The sequence below is a fragment of the Nonomuraea indica genome, from assembly GCF_002850745.1.
GTDB classification, from domain to species: Bacteria; Actinomycetota; Actinomycetes; order Streptosporangiales; family Streptosporangiaceae; genus Nonomuraea; species Nonomuraea indica.
The window spans coordinates 593,244-608,141 of the sequence record NZ_KZ559466.1 but is presented as its reverse complement, the minus strand read 5'-3'; the positions used below and the strand labels follow the sequence as shown (position 1 = coordinate 608,141).

The following is a 14,898-nucleotide window of genomic DNA, read 5'->3' as shown; positions in this document are numbered from 1 at the left end:
GCGGAGCGGCCGGCCCGGGGACAGTGCCCCGGGCCGGCCGCTCCGGCGTTTCCGGCTGTCCGATGTTCACGTGACCTCGTCAGGTGGATGAGATTGCGATGACCGAACCACCATAAATGCCGCCAAACCGGGTGGATGTGCGGACGATCGGCCATGTTTACGTGAACATCGATCGGGTGACAGCAGACGGGACGCCATCCGCCCGCGCGCGGCGCTCACCCAGACGGCCCTCCATGGCCGACGTCGCGGCGCTGGCGGGCGTCTCCAACCAGACCGTCTCCCGCGTGGCCAACAACCGCAGCAACGTCGAGGAGGAGACCCGGCAGCGGGTCCTGTCGGCCATGCGCGTGCTCGGCTACCGGCCCAACACCGCCGCCCGCGCCCTGGTCACCGGCCAGTTCCGCACCCTCGGCCTGATCAGCTCCACTCTCGGCACCTTCGGCAACGCCCGCACCGTCGAGGCCGTCACCCGAGCGGCCCAGCGCGCCGGCTACACGGTCAACATGGTCGCCGTCGAGACGCGAACCGAGCGGGCCGTGCACGAGGCGTTCGGCCGGCTCACCATGCAGGCGGTCGACGGCATCGTGCTCATCGAGGCGCAGATCCTCGACACCCCGGCGCTGCGCCTGCCCCCCGGCGTCCCCGTGGTGGTGGCCGGCGGCGACGCGGGCCACCACCACGCCATGGTCGACACCGACCAGGCCCTCGGCGCCCGGCTCGTCACCCGGCACCTGCTCGACCTCGGCCACGAGACCGTCTGGCACGTCTCCGGCCCCGAGGACTCCTACGCCGCCCGACACCGCGCCGCGTCCTGGCACGCCACGCTCAAGGAAGCCGGGGCCGCCGTGCCGCCCGTGCTGTACGGCGACTGGAGCGCCGCGGGCGGCCACGAGGCCGGCCGTCATCTGGCCCGGCGGCCCGGCGTGACCGCGATCTTCGCCGCCAACGACCAGATGGCCATCGGCGTGCTGCGCGCGCTGGCCGAGGCAGGGCGGCGCGTCCCCGGGGACGTCAGCGTCGCCGGGTTCGACGGGCTCGACGAGGCCGCGTTCCTCTCCCCGCCGCTGACCACCGTCCGCCAGGACTTCGACGTGGTGGCGGAGCGCATCGTCTCCCTCCTGATCGACCAGATCGCGACGGGCGCCGCGCCGGGCTCCGCCGTCCTCCTGCCGCCGCGGCTCGTCGTCCGGGAGAGCACCGGCACGCCGCCGCGCTGACCAGCCCCGCCCCGCCCCGTCCCGCCCCGTCCCGCAGGCCCAGCGAAAGGAGGAGCGGCGCGCCCGCGCACGCCCCGGGCCCGCCGCGCCGACGATGAACCCCGCACCCCACAGCCCCACCCCCCACGACCGCGCCCTCCACGACCGCGCCCTCCACGACCGCGCCCCCCACGACCATGTCTCCCACGACCATGTCACCACGACGGTGCCTCCGGTGGCCGCGTGGCCGGCGGCCGGCCGGTGGACAGGCTCTGGCGCCGGCTCGGCGGCGTGGCCTTCGGCGGCGACTACAACCCCGAGCAGTGGCCCGCCGAGACCCGCGCCGAGGACCTGCGCCTCATGGGCGAGACCGGCGTCAACCTCGTCACCATCGGCGTCTTCGCCTGGGCCCGCGTGGAACCGGCGCGCGACGCCTACGACTTCTCCTTCTTCGACCGCGTCATGGACGACCTGCACGCCCACGGGATCACCGCCGACCTCGCCACCATGACCGCGTCACCGCCGCCGTGGCTCGCCCACGAGCATCCCGAGATCCTGCCGGTCACCGCCGACGGCACCGTGCTCGGTCCAGGCGGCCGCCAGCACTTCTGCCCGTCCAGCCCGGTCTATCGGGACCGCGCCGCGGCCCTGGTCGAACGGCTCGCCACCCACTACCGCGGCCATCCGGCGCTCGGGCTGTGGCACGTCGGCAACGAGTACGGCTGCCACATCCCCGCCTGCTACTGCGACACCTCCGCCGCCGACTTCCGGCGCTGGCTGCGCGAGCGGTACGCGGACGACGTCGACGCGCTCAACGACGCCTGGTCCACCGACTTCTGGTCGCAGCGCTACGCCACCTTCGACCACATCCGCCCGCCCCGCGTCGCCCCCACCTACCCCAACCCCGCCCAGCAGCTCGACTACCTGCGCTTCAGCAACGAGGCGCTGCGCGCCTGCTTCGAGACCGAGGCCGCCGTCCTGCGCCGGGTCACGCCCGAGGTCCCGGTCACCACGAACTTCCTGCTCGGTCTCAAGGCCGTGGACGTCTTCGACTGGGCGCCCCGGCTGGACGTCGTCTCGGTCGACTCCTACCCCGACCCGCTCGACGAGCGCCCCCACCTGCTCCCCGGCCTCGTGTACGACACCATGCGCGGCGCCCGCGGCGGCGACCCGTGGATCCTCATGGAGCAGGCCCCCAGCGCCGTCAACTGGCGGTCCAGGAACGCCGTCAAGGAACCGGGCCGGATGCGGCTGTGGAGCTGGCAGGCGGTGGCCCACGGAGCCGACGCCGTCCTGTACTTCCAGTGGCGGCAGTCACGCGGCGGCGCGGAGAAGTTCCACTCCGGCATGGTGCCGCACGCAGGCACCGACACCCGGGTGCACCGCGAGATCGCCGCGCTCGGCCGGGAACTCGCCGCGCTGCCCGACCTGCCCGGCACCCGGGTGCGCAACCAGGTGGCGCTGCTCCTCGACTGGAACAGCTGGTGGGCGCTGGAGCTCGACTCCCGCCCCTCCGACGCGGTGCGGCAGCAGGGACCGGCTGCTCGACCACTACGGCCCGCTGTCCGACCTCGGCGTGGGCGTGGACGTGGTGCCGCCGTCGGCCGACCTGACCGGTTACGCCCTGGTCGTCGCGCCCAACCTGTACCTCCTGGGCGAGGAGGACGCCGAGCGGCTCACCGCGTACGTGCGCGGCGGCGGCGCGCTGGTCGTCTCGTTCTTCAGCGGCATCGTGGACGAGCACGACCGGGTCCACCTGGGCGGCTACCCGGGCCCGCTGCGCGAGGTCCTCGGGGTGCGGACCGAGGAGTTCTGGCCGGCCGCCGAGGGGGAGACGTTCCCGGTACGGGGCAGCGGCGTCCTCGACGGGCCGGCCGGGACCGCCGACCTGTGGCGGGAGGACCTGCGGCTGGCCGGGGCCGAGGCCGAGCTGGTCTTCGACGCCCCCGGCTGGGAGGGGCGGCCCGCGCTCACCCGGCACGCCTTCGGCGAGGGTGTCGCGCGCTACCTGCCGACCCGGGTGGACGAGGCGACCATGCGGGCCGTCCTCGGCCGGGCGCTCGCCGAGGCCGGGGTGCGGCCGGTCGTCGCGGGGCTGCCGGCCGGCGTGCAGGCGAGCCTGCGCACCGGCGCCGGGCGCGCCTTCCTCATCCTGCTCAACCACACCGACGGCAAGCAGGACGTGACGCTCGACGGCGACTGGACGGCCGCCCTGGAGCCCGCGGACGGCCCGGTCCGCACCGTCACCCTCCCGCCGTGGGGCGTCACCGTCCTGCGCGCCACGACCCCCGCGGCGCACACCTGATCCGGCTCGCCCCGGGTGGGCCCGGCCTGGTGGGCCCACCTGTCGCTAGCGGCGACGGCCTCCTCGGGAGGCTCCGACGGCGGACAGGGCGAGGCGGGCGGCCTGCCAGCCGCCCATGCCGTGCGCGCCCGCTCCCGGCGGGGTGGACGCCGAGCACAGGAAGACGCCCGGCAGCGGCGTGCGCCACGGGGCGGTCGACCACACCGGCCGCCGCACGAACTGCGACAGAGCGGCCAGCCCGCCCCCGATGTCGCCCCCCACCAGGTTGGGGTTGACCGCCTCCAAGGCGGCCGGCCCCATCACGTGCCGGGCCAGCACGCGGTCGCGGAACCCCGGCGCGTACCGTTCGATCTGGTCCTCGATCGCCCCCGTCATGTCCACGCGGGAGCCGTTCGGGACGTGGCAGTAGGCCCACAGGGTGTGCCCGCCGCGCGACGGGTCCGCCGCGTACGGCTGCACTGCCAGCACGTACGGGCGGGGCGAATGCCAGCCCCGGGCCGTCTCCGCCTCGCTGAGCGCGATCTCCTCCAGCGTGCCGCCGAGGTGCACGGTCCCGGCGGCGGCCACGGCGGGATCGCGCCACGGCACCGGCCCGTCGAGCGCCCAGTCCACCTTGAACACCCCGGGCCCGTAGCGGAAGCGCCGCAGCCGGTCGCGGTAGCCCGGCGGCAGCTCCGCCAGCTCCAGGAACTGCCGCGGCGTCACGTCGAGAACCACGGTCGGGGCGTCGAGCTCCTTCAGGTCGCGCACCCGGTGACCGCTCACCGCCTCGCCGCCCAGCGCCCGCAGCCTGGCCACCAGGGCGTCGGCCAGCACCTGGGAGCCGCCCCTGACCAGCGGCCAGCCCACCTGGTGCGCGAGGGCCGACAGCAGCAGGCCGTACCCGGCGGTGATGGGGGAGCGCAGGTCGAGCAGCGAGTGCGCGGCCATGCCGGCGAACACCGCGCGGCCCTCCACCGTGCGGAACACCAGCCTGGCGTAGGCGGTGGCGGGCAGCGCGCCGCCCAGCCCGAACCGGGCGGCCGCGGCGAACGCGCGCGGGTCGGCCTCCCACGGGCCGAGCGGCTTCAGCAACAGGTCCGTCAGCGGGGAGCCGGCACGGGCCGTCGCCCCCGGCCCGGCCAGCCACGCCGCGCCGTCCGCGCCCAGCCCCGCGGCGGTGCGGGCCGGGTCGCGGTGGACGAGCACGGCGGGCCGGTCGTCGAGCGGATGCGCGGCGGGCACGGCCGGATGCGCGAACTCGACCAGCCGCTCGACGCCCAGCTCGCGGAACGCCGGCGAGGCCAGGGCCAGCGCCATCACGGTCGCGCCCAGGTCGTGCACCCGGCCGGGCAGCGTCAGCTCCGCCGAGCGCAGCCCGCCGCCGAACCCGTCGCCAGCCTCCAGCAGCGTCACCCGCAGCCCGGCCTCGGCCAGCAGGACCGCCGCGACGAGCCCGTTCGGACCCGACCCGACGACCACCGCGTCGGCGCTCACCTCGATCGAGCCTTCACCCGAGCCCCGCCCCGAGCCCCGCCCCGAGCGCTCACCCGAGCCCCGCCCCGAGCGCTCATCGGACCCCTCACGTGAGCCCCGTCCCGAGCGCTCACTTGAGCAGTGACGGGAACGGCTGGGCGTTCCGGTGCCGCAGCATGTCGGTCATCAGCTTGATCTCCCCCGCCTGGCCGGTGACGATCTTGCGAGCCATGCCGGCCACCTCCTCGCGGTCGGACAGCTTCAGCAGGCCCTCGGCCATCTGCACGCCGCCCTCGTGGTGACGGGTCATCAGCTGCAGGAACAGCACCTCGGCCTGGGTCCCGCGCAGCTCGCCGAGCCTGTCCAGCTCGGCGGCCGTCGCCATGCCGGGCATCGCGCCCGGCGCGGCGGAGGCGCCGTCATGGCCGTGCCCGGCCATCCAGGCCATCGGCCGCTGCTCGCCCACGGGGTTGAGCCCCCACTGCTGCAGCCAGCCGAGGAACATGCCGCGCTGGTTGGCCTGCGTGTTGATGATGTCGAACGCCAGGCTGCGGATCTCCCGCGACTCGCTCTTGTCCCTGATGACGAACGCCATCTCGACGGCCTGGGCGTGGTGCGTGGCCATGTCACGGGCGAACCCCGCCTCCGGCGAGGCGTCGCCCGGCGTGCCGCCACGGCCGAGGACGAGGAAGAGCGCCGCGGCGACGACGACCACGACGGCCGCAGCGGCGAACAGCTTGGCGGACTTTCCGGGGTTCTCCATGGCGTCTCCAGCGTACCCATCCCCGCGCCGATCCCATGCGAAGCCGTGATCTTTCGGGTTTGAGGTCTTATTCTCCGCATACGACCGGAGGGCATAGGGTTGCCGCAGTGGGACCGCCGATGGAGGAACGATGAAGGAGAAGGCGCAGGCGCGGCGCGAGCACCTGCAGAAGATGCGCGCCGAGCAGAAGCGCAAGGAGCGCCGCATGGCGTTCCTCATGTGGGGGGCCGGCGGCCTCGTCATCGTGCTGCTCGTCGGGGTGGTCGGGTTCTACCTGGTCAAGCAGTCCCGCGAGACCTCTCTCGACGCCGTGTCCAACTACTCCTACGAGGCCGGCCAGCACGTCTGGAGCAAGGTCTCGTACAAGGAGGCGCCGCCCGTCGGCGGCGAGCACAACAACTACTGGCAGCAGTGCGCCGTCTACGACAAGCCCATCCACAGCGAGCACGCGGTGCACTCGCTGGAGCACGGCGCCATCTGGATCACCTACCGGCCCGACCTGCCCAAGGCGCAGGTCGACGCGCTGAAGAAGGTGGCCGGCTCGACCGGCCAGCAGGACTACATGCTGGTGAGCCCGTTCCCCGGCCTGTCCTCGCCCATCGTGGTCTCCTCGTGGGGGCACCAGCTCAAGCTCGACAACCCCGAGGACCCCAAGCTGACCGCCTTTATCAAGAAGTACCAGAACGGCAAGGACACCCCCGAGCCCGGCGCCACCTGCGGCGGCAATGACGCCATCGTCACCACGGCCGACCAGGCGCCGCTCCCGCCGGAGCCGACCGGCCAGCAGCCGATGGAGTCGGCCACCCCGGCGCCCAGCCAGTCGCAGCAGTAGCCCGTCAGGCGGCGCGGGCGAGCACCTCCTCGATCGGCACCCACTCCAGGCTGTGCGCCTCGGCGACCGGCCGGCTCGTCAGGTGCCCCTCGTGCGTGCTCAGCCCGCGCGCCAGCGCCGTGTCCTCGGCCAGCGCCCGCCGCCAGCCGAGGTCGGCGATGGCGAGCGCGTACGGCAGCGTGACGTTCGTCAGCGCGTACGTCGAGGTGTGCGGCACGGCGCCGGGCATGTTGGCCACGCAGTAGAACACCGACTCGTGCACCCGGTAGGTCGGCTCGGCGTGCGTGGTGGGCCGGGAGTCCTCGAAGCAGCCGCCCTGGTCGATGGAGACGTCCACCAGCACCGAGCCCGGCTTCATCCGGCTCACCAGGTCGTTGGTCACCAGCTTCGGCGCCCGCGCGCCCGGCACCAGCACCGCGCCGATGACGAGGTCGGCCTCCAGCACCGCGCGCTCGATCTCCAGCGTGTTGGAGGCGAGCGTCTGGCAGTGCCCCTGGTAGACGACGTCCGCCTGGCGCAGCTTGTCGATGTTGCGGTCGAGCAGCAGCACCTCGGCCTGCATGCCGAGCGCGATGGCCGCCGCGTTCATCCCGGACACGCCCGCGCCGATCACCACCACGTTCGCGGCCCGCACGCCGGACACGCCGCCCATCAGCACGCCCCGGCCCCCGCCGGTCCGCATCAGGTGGTACGCGCCCACCTGCGGCGCGAGCCGGCCGGCGACCTCCGACATGGGCGCGAGCAGCGGCAGCGCGCCGTCGGCCGTCTGGACGGTCTCGTAGGCGATCCCGGTGACCCCGGAGTCGAGCATGGCCGCGGTGCACGGCCGGGAGGCGGCCAGGTGCAGGTAGGTGAACAGCACCTGCCCCTTGCGCATCCGGTGGTACTCCTCCGCCACCGGCTCCTTCACCTTGAGGATCAGGTCGCCGGTGCCCCAGACCTCGTCCGCTTCGTCGAGGATGACGGCGCCGGCGGCCTGGAAGTCGTGGTCCGGGATGGACGAGCCGGTGCCCGCGTCCCGTTCGACGAAGACCTGGTGGCCGTGGCGCACCAGTTCGAGGACGCCCGCCGGGGTGAGCGCCACCCGATACTCGTTGTCCTTGACCTCGCGAGGAACGCCGACTTTCATGATCTACTCCCGGTTCGACGGGCGGATGGGACTGTTGTCCTCCCGTCCTCCTTCCTCCCATCCTGCGCTTGTATCGCGCGAAGGTGAGGATTATTCGGCTGATTACCTCGCCAAGCCCCGTCCTCGATAAGCTCACCGGCAGCCCGAACGTCAGGATGGGATCGTCAAGGATGGACAAGCCGGAGGAGCAGCCCCCTGGCCCGCCGGGGAGGCCCCGCGCCAGCAGGCTCACCACCGTCGTGCTGGTCGTCTCGCTGGTCCTGGTGGTCGTCGTGGCCGGCGTCCTCGGCGCCATCGCCGTCCTGATGACCCGCAGCCCCGACACCCCCTTGCTCGGCGCGGCGCCGCCGCAGCGGCTGCCCACGGCCGTGCACTTCGCCCCGGTCAGGGAAAGCCTGCCCGCCCCCTGCCCCGGAGCCGAGGCCGTGCTCGACGAGCGGCAGTCCACCTGCTACCTGCTGGAGGACGGGGTCACGGTCGGCGCCGTGCAACGGATCGAGCCCGTGCGCGAGAAGGACGGCACCTACTCCGTGCGCATCGCCATCGCGCCGGCGTTCAAGGACAAGGTCGTGCAGCTCATCGACGAGATGGTGCAGGACCAGCGGCAGCTCGCGGTCGTCCTGGTGCCCAAGACCGTGATCGCCACACCGGTCGTCACCCAGAGCATGGACGGCGACAGCCTCAGCATCGCGGGCTTCACCCGGCAGGACGCCGAGGCGCTCGTCGCCCGGCTGCTGGGCGCGGCGCCCGGCACCGGCGGGCCGACCGGCGACCCCGCGCCGACCGGCCCCGCCACCGGCGACACCGGCACGGGCGGCGCGAGCACCGGCGCCCCCGACCCGCTCTCCCCGACCGGCGCTCCCAACCCGCTCGACCCCACGGGCCAGCCGGGCACGGGCCAGCCAGGCACGGGGCAGCCGGGCACGGGCCAGCCGGGGACCGGGCAGCCGGCCACGGGCCAGCCGGGCGGCACGACGCCCGCCTCCGGCGGGCCGGGCGCCGCGACGGGCGGCGACCGGAGGTTCGCCTCGTGCAAGGAGGCCGTGGCCGCAGGTCTCGGCCCGTACACCCGGGGACGCCACGCCGAGTACGCCTGGTACCAGGATCTCGACGGCAACGGCGTCGCCTGCAACACCGCCGACATCCGGTGACCCGCCGCCCGGTCCGGGCGGCGGGAGCCGGCTCAGCCGCGTTCGTGCTTGCCGCCACCCACCAGGGCGACGAACTCGTCCAGCCCGATCCTGCCGTCGCCGTCGCTGTCGGCGGCCGCGATGAACGCCTCGATCTCCGCGTCCGTCACGCCCTGGCCGCCGAGAGCCTGGTTCACCTGCCTGATCTCGGCCGCGGACAGCAGCCCGTCGCCGTCGCTGTCGTACCGCTCGAACTCCGCCTTGGCCGCTTCGCGTGCGTCCGTCATCGGTGCCTCCCCCTGGTCGCGGGCTCGCCGGACCGGGCTCCCCGGCCCGCTCGCCCCTCGCCCGCGATCCGGTACGCGGATCGTCGGGCGGGTCTGGTCGGTGTCGGGCGCGCAGGCTCCGGCCTAACCGGGCGTGTCACGCCAAGGCGATATCTTCTGGTCTGATCGGAACGCGCGTCAACTCGCGGCCGGTCGCCGCCCGCACCGCCGCGGCGATGGCGGGCGTCGACGACAGCGTGGGCGGCTCGCCCGCGCCACGCAGCCCGTACGGGGCCGCCGGGTCGGGGTTCTCCAGGATCTTCAGTGTCATGGGCGGCATGTCCAGGACGGTGGGGATCAGGTAGTCGGTGAACGACGGGTTCAGCACCCGGCCGTCGCGCACCTGGATCTTCTCCATCAGCGCCAGCCCGAGCCCCTGTGCCGAGCCGCCGTGGATCTGCCCTTCGAGCTGCTGCGGGTTCAGGATGCGGCCGACGTCCTGGACGGCCGCCAGCTCGACCACCTTGACCAGGCCCAGCTCCACGTCCACGTCCACCACGGCCCGGTGCACGCACAGGGCCAGCTGGGTGTGCGAGTCGCCCTGCCCGGTCTCGGGGTGCATCGGGTGGGTGGGCCGGTGCCGGTACTCGCGCGTCTCCTCGATCGGCCCGAACTTCTCCAGCGCCTCCCGCGCCGGCATCCCCTCGAAGCGGGCGCGGACGGCCTGGCAGGCGGCCCGCACCGCGCCGCCCGTGACGTACGACTGGCGCGAGGCCGACGACGAGCCCGCCGATCCGACCGAGGTGTCGGCCGTCGCCACGGTCACGTGCTCGACGCCCAGCTCGGTCCTGGCGATCTGCGCCTGCACGGTCACCAGGCCCTGGCCCACCTCGGCCGCCGCGGTGTGCACGGTGACGTGCGGCCGGCCGGCGACCAGCTCGGCGCGGACCCGGGCCGTCGAGTAGTCGTCGAAGCCCTCGGAGAAGCAGATGTTCTTGATGCCGACGCCGTAGCCGACACCGCGCCGCACCCCCTCACCGTGGGTGGTCTGCGACACCCCGCCGGGCAGCGACCGCAGGTCGGCTCCCGAGCGGGGCGGTGGCAGCGGCATGGCCTCCAGCTCGCGCAGCATCTCGGCGAGAGGCGCGGGCGAGTCGATGACCTGGCCGGTGATGAGGGCCGAGCCCTGCGAGACGGCGTTGCGGGCGCGGATCTCCACGGGCGACAGGCCGCAGGCCGCGGCCAGCCGGTCCATCTGCGACTCGTACGCGTAGCACGCCTGCACCGCCCCGAACCCGCGCATCGCCCCGCACGGCGGGTTGTTGGTGTAGACGCCGGTCGCGTCCACCCGCACGTTCGGCACCACGTACGGGCCGACGCCGAGCGAGGCCGCGTTGCCCACGACGGCGGGGGAGGAGGAGCAGTAGGCGCCGCCGTCGAGCAGGATGTCGGCCTTGACGTAGACCAGCCGCCCGTCGCGGGTGGCGCCGTGCTCGTAGCGCATCCACGCCGGGTGCCGGTGCACGTGGCCGAAGAACGACTCCTCGCGGCCGTAGACGATCTTGACGGGGCGGTTCAGGCGCAGCGCCAGCATGCAGGCGTGCACCTGCATCGACAGGTCCTCGCGGGCGCCGAACGCGCCGCCCACCCCGGACAGCGTCAGCCGCACCTTCTCCGGCGGCAGTCCGAGGCAGGGCGCGAGCTGGTCGCGGTCCACGTGCAGCCACTGGGTGGCGATGAACAGGTCGACGCCGCCGTCCTCGGCCGGGACCGCCAGCCCCGACTCCGGCCCGAGGAACGCCTGGTCCTGCATGCCGACCTCGTACTCGCCGGTCACGACGACGTCGGCCTCGAACGTGTCACCCACCCGCACCGGCTGATACCTGACGATATTTCGGGATCTGCGGGGGTCGGTCACCGGCTCGCGTGGCTCGTAGTCCACCACGATCGCCGCCGCCGCCCTGCGCGCCGTCTCCGGATGGTCGGCCGCCACCAGCGCCACCGGCTCACCCTGGTAGCGCACCTCGTCCACGGCGAGCACCGGCTGGTCCTTCAGCTCCAGTCCGTAGTACTTCTCGCCGGGCACGTCCTCGTGCGTCAGCACGGCCCGCACCCCCGGCACCGCCAGGGCCGGCCCCACGTCGATCGACCTGATCCACGCCGACGGGTGCGGGCTGCGCAGCGTCACGCCCCACACCATGCCGTCGAGCCACAGGTCGGAGGCGTAGGCGAACTCGCCCGTCACCTTCAGCGTCGCGTCGGGGCGCTGCGCGCTCTCCCCGACGCCCAGCACCCCGGGCGGCCGGGTCTCGCGCGCCGTCCTGCCCGCCGTCTCCGTCATCCTTCGAGTAGAGCACCGCCGCCGGAGCCCTCCTATGCGCGAGAAGTGAAATCACCGTCCGCAGTCCACCTACGAACTTGTATATTCCTCCAAGTGCGCATCAGTGACCTGCTGGCCGTCGGCGAACTCGGCCTGCGGCTGCTCGGCGGCGACCCCGGCCGGGAGTTCGACACCGTCCACATCACCGACCTGCCCGACCCCGGACGCTACCTGTCAGGCGGCGAACTGGTGCTGACCGGGCTGCTGTGGTGGCACGGGCCCGCCGACTCGGCCGCCTTCGTCGCCGCGCTCGCCGCGGCCGGCGTGTCCGCCCTCGGCGCCGGCCAGGCCTGGCTCGGGCACGTCCCCGACGACCTGGTGGCCGCCTGCGCCGGCGCCGGGATCACCCTGCTGGAGGTGCCCACCGAGGTGTCCTTCCGCACGCTCGCCGACCTGGCCGCCCGCGGCCCGGCCGGACGCCTGCCGGGCGACGTCCGCGACGCGCTCGGCCGCCACCGCCGGCTCGTCGCCGCGGTCGCCGAGGGCGGCGGCCTGCCGGAACTCTTCGCGACGACCGCCGCCGAGCTGGGCGTCACGGGCGCGGTGCTGTCGGCCACCGGCCGGATGATCGCGGGCTCGGCCGACGAGCCCGAACGGCTGGCCCGCGCCTACCTGACCGCCGCCCGGCTGCCCTGCCGGGCCGGCCGGCACACGCTGTTCGGCGTCGGCCGCGGCCCCCGCGCCGCCGGCTGGGTGCTGGCCTGCGACGGCGACCTGATGGACCGGGCCGACCTCGGCTACGAGCTGGCCGCCTGCGTGACGCTCGAACGCAGCCGGATGGAGGAGGGCCGCCGGGTGGAGCGGCGGCTGGCGGGCGAGCTCGTCACGGCCGCGCTCGCGGACACCGACCCGGCCGAGCTGAACGCCCGGCTGCGCACCTGCGGCATCGACGCCGCCGAGCCGTACGCGGTCGTGAGCGCCACCCTGTCGGGGTCCCCGCAGGCGCGCGGGCCCGCCGCCCCGGGACCGGCCGCCGCCCCGGGCGCCACCGGGCCGGACGGTGTCGGGCCGGGCGCCATCGGGTGGGGTGCCCCCGCGACGAGCGGGCCGGGCGGTGTCCGGCCGGGTGCCTCCGCGACAAGCGGGGCGGACCTCGCGGCGGTGGGCGACCTGGCGACGGTGGGCGGGCAGGTGCTGGAGGAGCTGCTGGACCGCGAGGTCGTGGCGGCGGCGCGCGCGGACGCCGCGGTGGCGCTGGTGCCGCTGCGCGGGCAGACCGTGGGGGAACTCGCCCGGCGGTTGCGGCGGGGAGCCGGGACGCTGGCGGCACTGCCGGGCACGCGGCTGCTCGCCGGGCTCAGCGGCGCGCTGACCGGAGCGGCCGCGCTCAGGGGCGGGATCGAGGAGGCCGGCCACGCCAGGCGGCTGGCCGAGGCCCGCGCCGACGCGGCGAGCAGGCCGGGAAGCGCGGGCGGGGTGGACGGCGTGACGGCGGCGGGCAGGCCGGCGAGCGCGGGCGGGGCGGGCGGCGTGACGGCGGCGGGCGGTTCGGGAAGCGCGGGCGGCGTGACGGCGGCGGGCGGGCCGGGCGGTGCGGAGCTGGTGGTCACCAGCGACGAGATCTACACGCACGCGCTGCTGCTCGCCACGGTGCCCGGCGACGTGCGCCGCTCGTTCGCCGGTCGGACGCTGGAGCCGCTGCTCGACTACGACCGGCGCCACCAGTCGGACCTGGTGCGGACACTGGCCACGTATCTCGACTGCGCGGGCTCGTGGAACACCTGCGCGGCGCTGCTGCACGTGCACGTCAACACGGTGCGCTATCGGATCAGGCGGGTCGAGGAGCTGACCGGCCGCGACCTGTCGGCCATGGCGGACCGGGTCGACTTCTTCCTGGCCCTGCGGGCCGGGTGAGGGGAGATGGCCGTGCCACGAGCTCACGCGCCGATGCCGCCGTGGTGTGCGGAAGGCGGCACCGGCCCGGGAACGACGGTCAGCAGCAGCTGGGAACCTCGTAGGTGGCCATGATGACATTCGACGCGGATGCAGACGAGTCGGCTGCTGCCGCCGTAGCATTGCCTGCGACGGTGACACCTGCCGTCACCAACGCCACGAGTACGGACAGGGCAATGCGCGTGCGCATGGGGTTCTCCCTCGCCTATGGGTTGCTCGGCCATCATCATCTCAGGGAGCGGGACCTGTGACCACATCTGACCTGATCGGACTCCGCATCAAGACCGTGCGGCGGCAACGGGGCCTGTCGCAGGCACAACTCGCGCACCCGGAGCTGTCGGACAGCTACGTCTCCTTGATCGAGAGTGGTAAGCGTACCCCGACTCCGGCCGTTCTCGAACTTCTGGCGCAGAAGCTCGACTGCTCGCTGTCCTACCTCCTCAACGGTGTGACGGCCGAGCAGATGGAGGACATCGAGCTCTCGCTCGGCTACGCGAGGATGGCCCTCGAGAACGGTGAGGTGCAGGAGGCTCGCACCCGGTTCGCCGAGCTGCTGGCCAACCACAACCTGGCAGGTCTCACCTCGCTGCGTCAGGACACGCAGTACGGGCTCGCGCTGGCTCTGGAGGCGTGCGGAGAGCTCGACCAGGCGATCTCCATGCTCCGCCGGCTGCAGGACGAGGAGGTGAGCCTCGACCGCCGCATCGAGATCGCCATCGTGCTGTGCCGGGTCTACCGGCAGAGCGACCGGCTGAGCGAGGCCATCCAGGTGGGCGAGGCGGTCCTCGGCGAATCGGCCCGCCCCGCCTGGAACGACGGCATGGTCGAGCTGGGCGCCACCCTGCTGACGGCCTACCTCCACAGCGGCGACCTGCTGCGCGCCCGCCAGTTCGCCGCCGAGCTGCTCAACGCCGCCGACATGCTCGGCACACCCCGCGCCATCGTCGCCGCCTGCTGGAACGCCGCGATCGTGGCCGAGAGCACCGGTCACGGCGAGGAGTCGCTGGCCTTCGCCCAGCGCGCCCTGGCCATCCAGTCCGAGACCGGCACGCCCCGCAGCCTGGCCCGCACCCGCGTGGCGTACGCCACGCTGAAGCTGCGCATCCGCTCCGACGCCGTCGACGAGGTGCGCGGCCTGCTGCTGCGCGCCGACGAGGAGCTCGCGCAGACCTCCGCGAGCACGCTCGACCGGGCCAACACGCAGGTCGAACTGGCCCGCGCCGAGATCACCGCCGGAAACCTGGAGCAGGCCGTCGCCCACGGCCGAGCCGGCCAGGCGATGCTGCCCACCACCGCCCGCGCCTTGGAGGCCGAGGCCCACCTGCTGCTGAGCCGCGCCTACGGCGGTCTCGGCAGGACGGCCGAGGCCGAGAACGAGCTCGCCGCCGTACGCGACTGGCTGGCCCCGCTGCCCGACTCCCGCCGCGTCGCCGGCACCTGGTACGCCGCGGCCGAGACGATGGAGCAGCTCGGCGACGCCCACGGCGCCGCGGAGGCCTACCAGCGCGCGCTCGCCTGCGTGGGGCTGTAGCGGGGGAGGGACCGGGCG

The 14,898-nt window shown here is 74.2% G+C and carries 12 protein-coding genes and 1 pseudogene; 8 read left to right on the top strand and 5 right to left on the bottom strand.

Annotation, left to right across the window (positions count from 1 at the left end):
* The first annotated feature begins 233 nt into the window (after positions 1-233).
* From CXR44_RS02840 to CXR44_RS42070, 3 genes and pseudogenes are all read left to right on the top strand, one after another.
* On the top strand, positions 234-1,217 hold the full coding sequence (locus CXR44_RS02840; RefSeq protein WP_101783229.1) for a LacI family DNA-binding transcriptional regulator: 984 nt from the start codon (positions 234-236) through the stop codon (positions 1,215-1,217).
* A 339-nt stretch (positions 1,218-1,556) separates the two neighbouring features.
* Positions 1,557-2,555: pseudogene (locus tag CXR44_RS42075) on the top strand (beta-galactosidase); the annotation flags it as partial.
* A 217-nt stretch (positions 2,556-2,772) separates the two neighbouring features.
* The gene (locus tag CXR44_RS42070; RefSeq protein WP_219601641.1) at positions 2,773-3,501 is read left to right on the top strand and encodes a beta-galactosidase; all 729 of its coding nucleotides are present in this window, start codon (positions 2,773-2,775) and stop codon (positions 3,499-3,501) included.
* Positions 3,502-3,546: 45 nt separating this feature from the next.
* On the opposite strand, the gene CXR44_RS02830 is transcribed toward CXR44_RS42070, so the two are convergent.
* Both CXR44_RS02830 and CXR44_RS02825 read right to left on the bottom strand, forming a co-directional pair.
* The gene (locus CXR44_RS02830) at positions 3,547-4,977 is read right to left on the bottom strand and encodes a phytoene desaturase family protein (protein ID WP_101783228.1); all 1,431 of its coding nucleotides are present in this window, start codon (positions 4,975-4,977) and stop codon (positions 3,547-3,549) included.
* Between the two features lie 109 nt (positions 4,978-5,086).
* On the bottom strand, positions 5,087-5,719 hold the full coding sequence (locus tag CXR44_RS02825; RefSeq protein ID WP_101783227.1) for a DUF305 domain-containing protein: 633 nt from the start codon (positions 5,717-5,719) through the stop codon (positions 5,087-5,089).
* Positions 5,720-5,849: 130 nt separating this feature from the next.
* Between CXR44_RS02825 and CXR44_RS02820 the strand changes: the two genes are divergently transcribed.
* The gene (locus tag CXR44_RS02820; RefSeq protein ID WP_101783226.1) at positions 5,850-6,551 is read left to right on the top strand and encodes a thioredoxin-like domain-containing protein; all 702 of its coding nucleotides are present in this window, start codon (positions 5,850-5,852) and stop codon (positions 6,549-6,551) included.
* A 4-nt stretch (positions 6,552-6,555) separates the two neighbouring features.
* Here the strand turns inward: CXR44_RS02820 and ald are convergent, their stop codons facing one another.
* Positions 6,556-7,680, bottom strand: a complete 1,125-nt coding sequence (gene ald / locus CXR44_RS02815; RefSeq protein ID WP_101783225.1) for an alanine dehydrogenase — start codon at positions 7,678-7,680, stop codon at positions 6,556-6,558.
* A gap of 170 nt (positions 7,681-7,850) precedes the next feature.
* Here ald and CXR44_RS02810 point away from each other — a divergent pair, with 170 nt between their 5' ends.
* Positions 7,851-8,831 carry an excalibur calcium-binding domain-containing protein gene (locus tag CXR44_RS02810; RefSeq protein WP_101783224.1) on the top strand — a complete coding sequence of 327 codons (981 nt, stop codon included), beginning with the start codon at positions 7,851-7,853 and terminating at the stop codon, positions 8,829-8,831.
* A 32-nt stretch (positions 8,832-8,863) separates the two neighbouring features.
* On the opposite strand, the gene CXR44_RS02805 is transcribed toward CXR44_RS02810, so the two are convergent.
* Both CXR44_RS02805 and CXR44_RS02800 read right to left on the bottom strand, forming a co-directional pair.
* The gene (locus tag CXR44_RS02805; RefSeq protein WP_101783223.1) at positions 8,864-9,097 is read right to left on the bottom strand and encodes an EF-hand domain-containing protein; all 234 of its coding nucleotides are present in this window, start codon (positions 9,095-9,097) and stop codon (positions 8,864-8,866) included.
* Between the two features lie 136 nt (positions 9,098-9,233).
* On the bottom strand, positions 9,234-11,417 hold the full coding sequence (locus CXR44_RS02800) for a molybdopterin cofactor-binding domain-containing protein (RefSeq protein WP_101783222.1): 2,184 nt from the start codon (positions 11,415-11,417) through the stop codon (positions 9,234-9,236).
* Between the two features lie 93 nt (positions 11,418-11,510).
* Here CXR44_RS02800 and CXR44_RS02795 point away from each other — a divergent pair, with 93 nt between their 5' ends.
* The 3 genes from CXR44_RS02795 to CXR44_RS02785 all read left to right on the top strand — a co-directional run bounded on the left by CXR44_RS02795 (position 11,511) and on the right by CXR44_RS02785 (position 14,880).
* Entirely contained in the window at positions 11,511-13,310 is a 1,800-nt protein-coding gene (locus CXR44_RS02795) for a helix-turn-helix domain-containing protein (RefSeq protein WP_101783221.1), read from the top strand.
* A gap of 110 nt (positions 13,311-13,420) precedes the next feature.
* A complete protein-coding gene (locus CXR44_RS02790) occupies positions 13,421-13,600 on the top strand; it encodes a hypothetical protein (RefSeq protein WP_144069835.1) in 180 nt (59 codons plus the stop codon).
* Positions 13,597-14,880, top strand: coding sequence for a helix-turn-helix domain-containing protein (locus CXR44_RS02785; protein WP_101783219.1), 1,284 nt, complete (start codon positions 13,597-13,599; stop codon positions 14,878-14,880). The genes CXR44_RS02790 and CXR44_RS02785 overlap by 4 nt, the downstream gene beginning before the upstream one ends.
* Positions 14,881-14,898: the final 18 nt, after the last annotated feature.

Bases quoted from the DNA above. Each gene is read 5' to 3' on its own strand.
- CXR44_RS02840 (WP_101783229.1), top strand. From the start codon at position 234: ATGGCCGACGTCGCGGCGCTGGCGGGCGTCTCCAACCAGACCGTCTCC.
- CXR44_RS02825 (WP_101783227.1), bottom strand. From the start codon at position 5,719: ATGGAGAACCCCGGAAAGTCCGCCAAGCTGTTCGCCGCTGCGGCCGTC.
- CXR44_RS02820 (WP_101783226.1), top strand. From the start codon at position 5,850: ATGAAGGAGAAGGCGCAGGCGCGGCGCGAGCACCTGCAGAAGATGCGC.
- ald (WP_101783225.1), bottom strand. From the start codon at position 7,680: ATGAAAGTCGGCGTTCCTCGCGAGGTCAAGGACAACGAGTATCGGGTG.
- CXR44_RS02810 (WP_101783224.1), top strand. From the start codon at position 7,851: ATGGACAAGCCGGAGGAGCAGCCCCCTGGCCCGCCGGGGAGGCCCCGC.
- CXR44_RS02805 (WP_101783223.1), bottom strand. From the start codon at position 9,097: ATGACGGACGCACGCGAAGCGGCCAAGGCGGAGTTCGAGCGGTACGAC.
- CXR44_RS02800 (WP_101783222.1), bottom strand. From the start codon at position 11,417: ATGACGGAGACGGCGGGCAGGACGGCGCGCGAGACCCGGCCGCCCGGG.
- CXR44_RS02790 (WP_144069835.1), top strand. From the start codon at position 13,421: ATGATGACATTCGACGCGGATGCAGACGAGTCGGCTGCTGCCGCCGTA.